This is a genomic window from Enterobacter sp. 01-M-02-SI-ECC (assembly GCF_047530595.1).
Lineage (GTDB): Bacteria > Pseudomonadota > Gammaproteobacteria > Enterobacterales > Enterobacteriaceae > Enterobacter > Enterobacter cloacae_M.
The window spans coordinates 1-8857 of sequence record NZ_JBLKCZ010000051.1; the positions used below are offsets into that span (position 1 = coordinate 1).

The window sequence follows — 8857 nt, forward strand, 5'->3', positions numbered from 1 at the left end:
GTCGGCGAAGGTAAGTTGATGACTCATGATGAACCCTGTTCCATGGCTCCTGATGACAAACATGATCTCATATCAGGGACTTGTTCGCACCTTCCCTAATATTTACTAGCGTTTGATAATAACGATTAAAATGAATAGGATGTCCGTTAGACTTCAATTCAATAAAAAACAAATGGTCATCAATCAACATTGCACAGTCGCATTCATAATCTTTTCGTAATGAAAGTTGCTCAGCACAAACCCCTGCATTTTTAAGCCGTTGAATAAATTGCCGCTCATGGCTTTTACCTTTATCCTGGCTTGTTATATTTTTAGCGCTGAATAAAGAAAGTAAGGAGCGAGTAGCACAACTTATAGAAACAATTGAAGGCATCAAAAAAAGGCTATCGCCATAAGAAAGTAACGGACAATCGTTTATATCAAGTGCTTTATCATCAAATGTAAAATAATCGGTGACTAATGCAGCTATAGTCCAGGAAAGTCCTCCGTTAACAAAAAATCGAACCCATTCATCACGTGTATGACTTATAACCCAATCTTTAAGCTTTAGTCCTCCCGGAACTGTTTTTTTAAAACGATTATCCACCTCCTCTTTTGCTAATTCTATTAACATTTCGTATGCATGAATCCATGAATAAATATTCACACCTCCATACTCAATATATAGATCCTCCGGTGACATATTTTCCATTTCACTAAAATAAGCGATTGAGAAAAAATCTCTTTTGTTTATCCATTCTGGAACAAGGGGTTTCATCTGCTCAATAAAATTAGGATTTTCTTTCAGGAGCTCCTGAATTTCGTAAAAGAGGCTGGTTCCACGCATAGAGAATCGCGAACGAGCTATCTCATAAGCTTTATATGCACAATGTTCATCTACAATTAAAGATGTGTTATTTAAATCTGAGTAGCTAAACTCTGCATTACAAAACCGAAAAAGGTCACTGATACGATTTAGAGAGTCAAAATCATCCCACTCTTTAAGCCAATTTCCAGTTTTTTTAACCGCTTGCTCAGAACAATCGTGCTCAAGATCCAGAATATTTAGATTTCGCAATTCTCTAAAAATATTGCCGGTATAACTAGATATTTGGTCAAAAATCATGCTAACTGATTTCATATCCTGAGGTGTAATATTTTCCGATAGAGGCAAACCATCAATTCTTATCACTACGGGGAATATATTATCTAATCGTTCACTGGGAACATTTTTAAGCAAAGAACATATAATACTCATACTTATTTCAGAGAAAATTAAAAATGCATTAAGCTTGTATTCACCTCCTAAAATTTTATAATACCGTTTTTCCATCACTCTAACTCTTCGGAAGAAATTATTATATGCCAAATGAATGGTACGACACTCATTTTCGGTCTTTAAAATAAGATCGCGATGGACAGGAAAGCGTACTAAAAGTTGATAAATACATCGGCCAAAATAAAGAATATAATCTTCTTCAGACTGTTCGGAAAAGCGATTGTAATAAAGAGATGAAATTTTAAGAAGATTTAGAGCGTGTTTAACTTCAACTTTACCAATCCATTCTTTATAGAATTCATAAAAACTTTCAGCATCATCTGCCAATTTTTTGATTGCGCGTACATCGTAATATAACATGTATTGTACCTTAATAATTAATTGCCATATAATCAGTATGTAATAAAACCACGTCAACCACAATGAATTAACTTCAGAAAATTAAACTTGATATTAATTATAATGACTATAAGTGATCTCAAGATAGAAATTGGCAATCAAGCCTGAGGTTGACAACTCCCCATGTAAACTTAGTTTTCACTTAGCAAGGGTGATATGATCAATATGCTTTTGAATTATATACAACCATGATTTATATTTTTTCTTTATTTTTTGCACTTAAGTTAGCCTGTTCTCCTTTAATACTTAATTGTATTATCACTCCGACAAAACCTGGCCTTCCATTTTGGTAACTCACGGAGAGAAATACTAACCTACTTTAAAATTGCTAGTGTAAGACTCCACAAGAATTACTACCTCTCTAAATCGGAAATTTAAAATAGTTCACTGGAGTATTAATTGTAAAATAAAGGGTAACCGGAGATATGTTTAATTAAGCTACTCATCACTCCGGCGCCCCTGAATCGAATAATTGCTAAGCCCCTTTCAACATATCAAACACCACGCGGGCAAAGCCCTTCGCCAGTTCAGGATTGGAGAGATATTGCACCATCATCTCCTGCTGGGCTTCGTTGCTATCCATGACGGCATCATCAATCGCCTTCGGGAAATCACCCAACATCGCCTGTTCGCGCGTATTGTTCGCGATCTGGGTCATTACCGCCTGGTTTTCTGAAAGCTTGTCGCGCACCGCAAAGGCATAATTGATCATGTCTTTATCGGTCAGATTATCGGTGACAAAAAGCTCGTTCAGACGAGCCAGGATATTTGAAAGAAACTCCTCTTTCTTGTCCTTTGGTTTCGCCGTTCCGACATCATTACCCGGTTTGATTTTGTATTCTTCAGCATCCTCTTGCAGCTTCAGGTGCTGTTCGTGGAGTTTTGACAGGCGGTACTCCAGTTGCTGGATTATTCTCTGATGGTGAAGGTGCCCTGGTCGGTGAACACCCTGGCTTCAAGAAAACTGCAGACTACGCCCGCCGGTGGCTGAAGGTAGGTATGGCCGAAATGCCAGGTCAGACCGTCAGCAAAATGCATCGTGGTGGGCGTGAAAGTCGCCCTCTGCTCCACCCAGCCCTCAAGCCTTTTTCCCTGGTATGTGACGGTTCCTTTTGTCAGCAGCGGGCATTTCCCCCGGTTGACGTCGATGTTTTTAATCACAACGGTGTCAGTTTTAGCTCTGACAGTGACATTGATACCCTGTATGTTCTTTTGAATATCGACCTTAATGATGTCATTTTCAGCCGCTCCGGCCGTTGAGAACAGGACTGCCAGCAGCATCATGGCAGCAGTAGCGGAATAATATTTGTTCATGGACGTTCCTTAAGACGTGACAACCACTGCGATACATCGCATTGATTTTTAATGAATAAATAACATAGTGACATGAATCCCCGTGGATTATGTAACGACGGGGCTTATCAGGTACAACGATGAATATCGATCTGTTCGATCGACGAAATCGATCGTGATGAAGTAAAAACGCTTATCGGCAGTGATGAGGATGTGTATCTAACCGAAGAAAAATCCCCAGAGTGAGCGTGCCGCGCGGGCGACAGTATGTGTAACAGCCTGTAATGCCGAACGGGCCACCAGTGGAAGAGGAGTGAGATCGATGACTTTATCGATAACCTCCACCACGGCATCGCCAAAGCTGCTGCTGGCGGTGCTGATGACGCTGGTGGTGTGATACCCATTATGCAGATGGGGAACCAGCGGGCTGCGGGCCTGCTTTGGGAGACGGGTAATCATCGTTTCCACCAGACGTGACAGGCGATAACGTCCCCGGACGGAGACCGGCAGGATTTCCTGCTCAGCGATGCCTAACTGTCGTGCCACCGCCTGCTGCTTCTGCGCAATACGTTCTGTCTGTAATGCCGAGGGCTGAGCCGATAACCAGTTCCAGCACTCAGCGGGTTCGGTTTTGTCCACCTGGTTCAGTACCCACAACACCGGCGGCAGAGGTCCGCCGTACTGTGCAAACACGTCCTGGTAAAACTGCTCTTCCGCCGCATAAGCGCGGTCATCGGCCTTAAGCACCCACAGCACCATATCCAGCTGTGGCATCAGTTCCCGGTACAGCTCGCGGTATTCGCCATCGCGGGTAACACTTTCACCCACGCCAGGTAAATCAACGAGCGTCAGGAAGTGAGTACCGAAACGTAGCCGTACTCGCTGTGGCTGACGGGTGCAGGCTTCCACTGCATTCACGGCGCAAACTTCACTGCGAAACAGCGCGTTACACAGCGAGGATTTGCCGACACCAGTTTTACCCATGATGCCAATCACCGGCTCACAGGTAACAAGTTGGTTGAGTTCCTGCAGCAAATGCTGTCGCATTGACGGCGGATAACGCCGCAGATGACGGCGAATAAGGGCATAGCCCGATAGATGCTTCATGCTGGCCTCTGAATGAAAAAAGGCCATCCGGAATGGAAGGCCTGTTGAAGTGAAACGGGAGGGAATTCACTGAGGTGATATATAACTGAGATTTTTTAGTTTTTCTGGTTCAGCTCTTGCCAGGTTTTTTCTATCAGATATTCAATCACATCAGCCCTGTTTCGGTTAAAGCGTTTCTCCAGTTTTACCAGCGTCTTTTTTGCATTTTCAGAAATACGAATATTAACCGGAGACTTAACCGCTACTTTCTTACGGTGCTTCATATTTGCATAACGTTTGCGCAACGTATTAAGAAACAGTTGTTTTGTGTCTGGCTCTTCCTCCCAGAGATAATATAGTGCAGGAACAGCAAGGTTTTGCATCTCATGAACAAGGTTAATATTTTTAAAGTCCCGAAGGATTTTTCGATGCTGACTGAATTGCTCCATTATCCATTCAATATTTTCAGGCTCAGCGTCAGCCATCCAGGAAAAATCTTTTCTAAATCGTTTCTTATTGTAAAAATACTCATCCCTTAGTTCCGCTATAATGGCATCTTTGCGTTTAATCCGGTGAGGTAACATATCCAGGATGGATAATATTGCCAGATAACATTGTTCCGGTGTGTCAGGGACTGATGACGACATGTGCTCACCAGTAAGCCAGAAATGCCCCTTCCGTCGGTAATAATATCGGGAGTTCACTTCATTACTCTCCGTCATCCAGAATGTTACGTATTCTTTTACTAACCCTAACCAGAAATACAGGCAACCATAAGCATCCCGCCTGAGCCATGACAACTGAGATTCATCAACACTACGTTCACGGTAATTTGAGGCATACCGGAGCACTGCTCTGAGAATACGTGAGTCACCGTCATTATTTTGTATTTCACCATCAATGATACCGTTAATTTTTTCCTGAATTTGTTGCCTGTTCTTTTGCGAACTGAAAGCAAAGCGTCTGGCATCTTCTGCATGACCAAGGCGCCAGAGAAGATAAACCCCTTCCCTGACTGAATTCACTTCAATATACCTGTACATACAGCTCCCTCTGATAACAATGACTCAAAAATCATCAATAAGTATACGCTGCATATAAAAACAGAAATGTGAAACATCACAAAGAATTCAACTCAATATACATGGCGATATCAGAAGGCAACACCTCAATCACAAGTTGGATTCACTACAAAAACCAAGTGGCTTTCACTAAGTTATCACGCAGATACCTGATGAATATCATACAATTGAATATCTTTATAATTAAATTAAATCAATGAGTTAGTTTGAATATGTTCATGTTATTTATTCTTATTAAGATAATTATATCTTATTATAACTGGATTATGATGCTACAGGTTCAGTGTGAGAGCATCTAGCCTGGGTAGGGGGGCTTTACCTGCGGCGTTCGTGCTTTCATTTTTTACGCTGTCTTGCAATTATACGAAACGTTACCTTTACAGGTACCGGCACCGGCGTAGCCGTTGTGCCAATATAAGTGACCGAGGGTGGAACACACATCACTCTGCTGTCAGAGTGGTGAAGATAATATACGCTGAGGTGTAGAGGAGTAAGCACAGTGAACGACATTCTCAGAGAGTATTATCGTAAGTGGCAGGAAGGTATGCGTAGCATAACACCTGTACGGTAGCATTACTGGAATGCATGGTGATTTTAATCAGATACAGCCTGATTAAAAAACGTCGATAACAAGTTTTCTATCTACAGAAACACTTCACAAATCCATTAACCAAAGACTGACTGAAACCCTCAAAACAGATTCATTTAGGTTATTAGTGTTATTTTATTAAGAAGCGCACTGATACTCCACAGTGACATCCTTCAACGAGATATCCATCCGAAGATTTTATCTGTATACAATCAGCTTGATTAATCTTATCTCCCGTCAAACCTCGATTCTCTCATGCTAAAAAATAGTCCCAGACATTACCCTGATGACTACAAGAGCAATATCACTTCACGCTGATAATATAAGGCTGACGGTATCAGTGACAGCGTTCAGAATGGACATCCAGCGCACTCGTACCCGACTACCCGATTAAATCCACGCAGTAAAAAATAACACGCTGCTGTAATCCCATGACCACTATTCATCACGGGATAACATCATGCTTCACTATACTAAAAAAAATCACCAACCCGATAGTTCTCTACAGAACGTATTATTCAAACATCAGAACCAGCTCTTTGAATGCTATTCGAAACTCTTAATGCTTCGGGTGGATTTTGCCTATCGCCGGGAGAGTGAGTCATTTAACGCCGCTGACGTGAATCAACTGGTCGCCGATATGACCTGGCTGACGGAACAATGTACGACATTATCAGGGCTGGTGGGATATGCCTGGGTACTGGAATACGGAGAAGACCACCGTTACCACGTCCATGCTGCGTTTTATCTCAATGGTCAGCGTCACAGGAAAGTCTGGTGCTTCTGGGAGACCATTAGCGCGCTGTGGGAGGACATCACGGATGGAGAAGGCTATGCGCACCGCTGCGAGCCAAAGGGACATTACCGTGTAAGAGGCGAACGCGTGGTGAGCTTTTCCGACAGCAGAGGGCGTCAGGGTATGGCGTTTATCCTGAGCTACCTCGGTAAGCAATCCCAGCGTACAAAGCGGCGGATTTACAGAGTCAGCGCTGTCCCGGCCCCGGCAGTCAGCGGCAGGCGGCGTAAGTACAGCTAAACCCGCTGATAAAAAAATACGCCATTACCTCATCGTTTGAAGAAGTCTGCACCATTCGAATCCCTGACTTCTTCTCCCATCCACTCAAGGAGAAAAACGATGACTACACCTGGCAATCTGCTTAATGACAAATTTGTCGATATGGCGTTTATCACACAACTCACCGGCTTAACGGACAAATGGTTCTACAAGCTCATAAAAGACGGTGAATTCCCAAAGCCAATTAAGCTGGGCAGAAGCTCCCGCTGGCTTGAAAGCGAAGTGGAAGCCTGGCTACAGCAGCGCATTGCGCAGTCCCGTCAGTAATCTATCGAACACAACCGCATCTCCCACCAGATTTAACGCCACCAGTCGTATGACCTGCGCTGCTGCCCTCCCCGGGACGGCTTAGCCCTGCGCGTCATACAGCAAAGGACCAATACTATGTACGCAAAATCTTTTATCGCGCTTGATGGTAATAAGCGTCTCACGGGCGCAACCACTGCCCAGATTTACCCTTACGACCACTACTCCTGCCACCTCTGCGGCAGCCCGATGATATTCCACCCCGAATGGGGTACTAACCTCCCATGGTTTGAGCACACAAGGGAAGACCTGACGGAGAACGGACGCCACCATTGTCCGTATGTACGCCCTGAGCCTAAGGAAGCCTGGCGGGTGCGCATGCTGCGTCGCTACGTACCAGATGTCTTACCGCTGGTGCGCAAGGCCGAATGGCACTGCTCTGGCTGCAACAGCGATTATCACGGTGAGCGCTATTGCCTGACCTGCCGTACCGGTGACCACAGTACCGAACGTTGCGCAGAATGAGCCTGCGTTATCTGCCACTTGCTATCAGGATCCCATGACAGGATTTACACCATGCAATTTCGAACCATTCGTACAGCCCTTGACCATGAGGGCGAAGTCACTTACATCCGGGACCTGACTCCGCGTTCAAGGGGGCTCTGGTTCTGCCGTTCCTGCAACAATCCCCTGCGTCTGCACTGGACACATGACAGCGGCGGTTATTTCGAACATGACCTGGAAGATGCTGACGAACGCAGGTTAACGCATTGTGCGTACCGGATAATTGCCCGGGATAAACCGGTATCCGCTTTTGATCAGGCCGTGAATACGCTGATGGAACGTGATGATGTGTCCGTCACAGCACCTTCAGAAAAGGATTACTTCTGCGTACTCTGCCAGCGTGAATATTATGGTCACCGGTGTTGCCCGGAGTGCGGACAGCATATCTACAGCACAGAAATGAATGACCTTGATACCCTGACGATACCGGTTAAATTTGCGAAATAAGGGGGATATTCTCGCCGTTGGTTATGCAGAGAGAAAGCCTGACATACGGGCATTCCTGCAACAGGCGATAGCGCATTAGCCACGACTGGCAGAACTCAGCTTTACTGAACTGTAAACGCACAGTGTCGCATAACCACACCTCTTATCGATCGGCACCAACGATCAATATCGAAAAACTGATCTATCAAAACGATTATCTTTCATGCGCCCAGCTTGGTTATCCTTGTCTCTCAATGCTCGCAAAAAAAGCCTTTCATTACGGTTAGTTATATCTAGCCGAGGCTTGCTACGTCCCTTTTCCATGTACCCCGAATCACGAGGTCACAAAGGCGCAGAAAGATGAATAGATGTGCACGTTGCAACAAAAAAAGAAACGTCCTTGAAAGGTGGCTCGCACTCGATAAAGAATTCTGCGACGAGTGCTTATTTGATATCGACGAGGAGATCAGGGAAAGACGGATTATCCCGATCAGACGCCTCAAAGATGACAACGAAGGGAAATAGTTACTCGTGATGAAGAATAAGATCGACGTTAGCGTCATTATCCCTGCTTACAACGCTGCTGAGACCATCGGTAATCTGGTGAATAAAATCCTCAGCGAAACCCGCGTGGCTATTGAACTTATCATTGTCGATGACGGTTCTACTGATGAAATAGCCAACGTTCTTCGTCAAATCCATGATGACCGACTCATTCTCATCAAACAGGCCAATCAGGGATGACCTGCCCCCACGATTAGATACAACACTCAGTTAGTAACGTCGGAATCTTCATTCTCAGAATGACCCTTTCTCCAGCCCGCTGCAAATTCAGACGG

The 8857-nt window shown here is 44.4% G+C and carries 9 protein-coding genes and 1 pseudogene; 5 read left to right on the forward strand and 5 right to left on the reverse strand.

Translation table 11 applies throughout. The features are described 5' to 3' along the window. Positions 1-67 precede the first annotated feature (67 nt). The 5 genes and pseudogenes from ACMWLG_RS24950 to ACMWLG_RS24970 all read right to left on the reverse strand — a co-directional run bounded on the left by ACMWLG_RS24950 (position 68) and on the right by ACMWLG_RS24970 (position 5079). Entirely contained in the window at positions 68-1618 is a 1551-nt protein-coding gene (locus ACMWLG_RS24950; protein WP_414763053.1) for a hypothetical protein, read from the reverse strand. Between the two features lie 514 nt (positions 1619-2132). After that, positions 2133-2555: pseudogene (locus ACMWLG_RS24955) on the reverse strand (type I restriction endonuclease subunit R); the annotation flags it as partial. A gap of 11 nt (positions 2556-2566) precedes the next feature. Beyond that, positions 2567-2971 carry a hypothetical protein gene (locus tag ACMWLG_RS24960; RefSeq protein ID WP_171863426.1) on the reverse strand — a complete coding sequence of 135 codons (405 nt, stop codon included), beginning with the start codon at positions 2969-2971 and terminating at the stop codon, positions 2567-2569. A gap of 198 nt (positions 2972-3169) precedes the next feature. Next, a complete protein-coding gene (locus ACMWLG_RS24965; protein WP_045620725.1) occupies positions 3170-4057 on the reverse strand; it encodes a GTPase family protein in 888 nt (295 codons plus the stop codon). A gap of 95 nt (positions 4058-4152) precedes the next feature. Then, on the reverse strand, positions 4153-5079 hold the full coding sequence (locus ACMWLG_RS24970; protein ID WP_045620722.1) for a hypothetical protein: 927 nt from the start codon (positions 5077-5079) through the stop codon (positions 4153-4155). Between the two features lie 1088 nt (positions 5080-6167). On the opposite strand from ACMWLG_RS24970, the gene ACMWLG_RS24975 reads away from it, so the two are divergent. From ACMWLG_RS24975 to ACMWLG_RS24995, 5 genes are all read left to right on the forward strand, one after another. Next, complete coding sequence (locus ACMWLG_RS24975) at positions 6168-6743, forward strand: inovirus-type Gp2 protein (protein ID WP_045620721.1); 576 nt, start codon at positions 6168-6170, stop codon at positions 6741-6743. 99 nt (positions 6744-6842) lie between these two features. Then, positions 6843-7049, forward strand: a complete 207-nt coding sequence (locus tag ACMWLG_RS24980; protein WP_045620720.1) for a helix-turn-helix transcriptional regulator — start codon at positions 6843-6845, stop codon at positions 7047-7049. A gap of 117 nt (positions 7050-7166) precedes the next feature. Then, on the forward strand, positions 7167-7553 hold the full coding sequence (locus ACMWLG_RS24985; RefSeq protein WP_045620719.1) for a putative zinc ribbon protein: 387 nt from the start codon (positions 7167-7169) through the stop codon (positions 7551-7553). 51 nt (positions 7554-7604) lie between these two features. Next, positions 7605-8039 (forward strand): putative zinc ribbon protein, encoded by a 435-nt coding sequence (locus ACMWLG_RS24990; RefSeq protein ID WP_045620718.1) that lies wholly within the window; start codon positions 7605-7607, stop codon positions 8037-8039. A 513-nt stretch (positions 8040-8552) separates the two neighbouring features. Continuing rightward, positions 8553-8762, forward strand: coding sequence for a glycosyltransferase family 2 protein (locus ACMWLG_RS24995; RefSeq protein ID WP_072051430.1), 210 nt, complete (start codon positions 8553-8555; stop codon positions 8760-8762). The last annotated feature ends 95 nt before the right edge of the window (positions 8763-8857 follow it).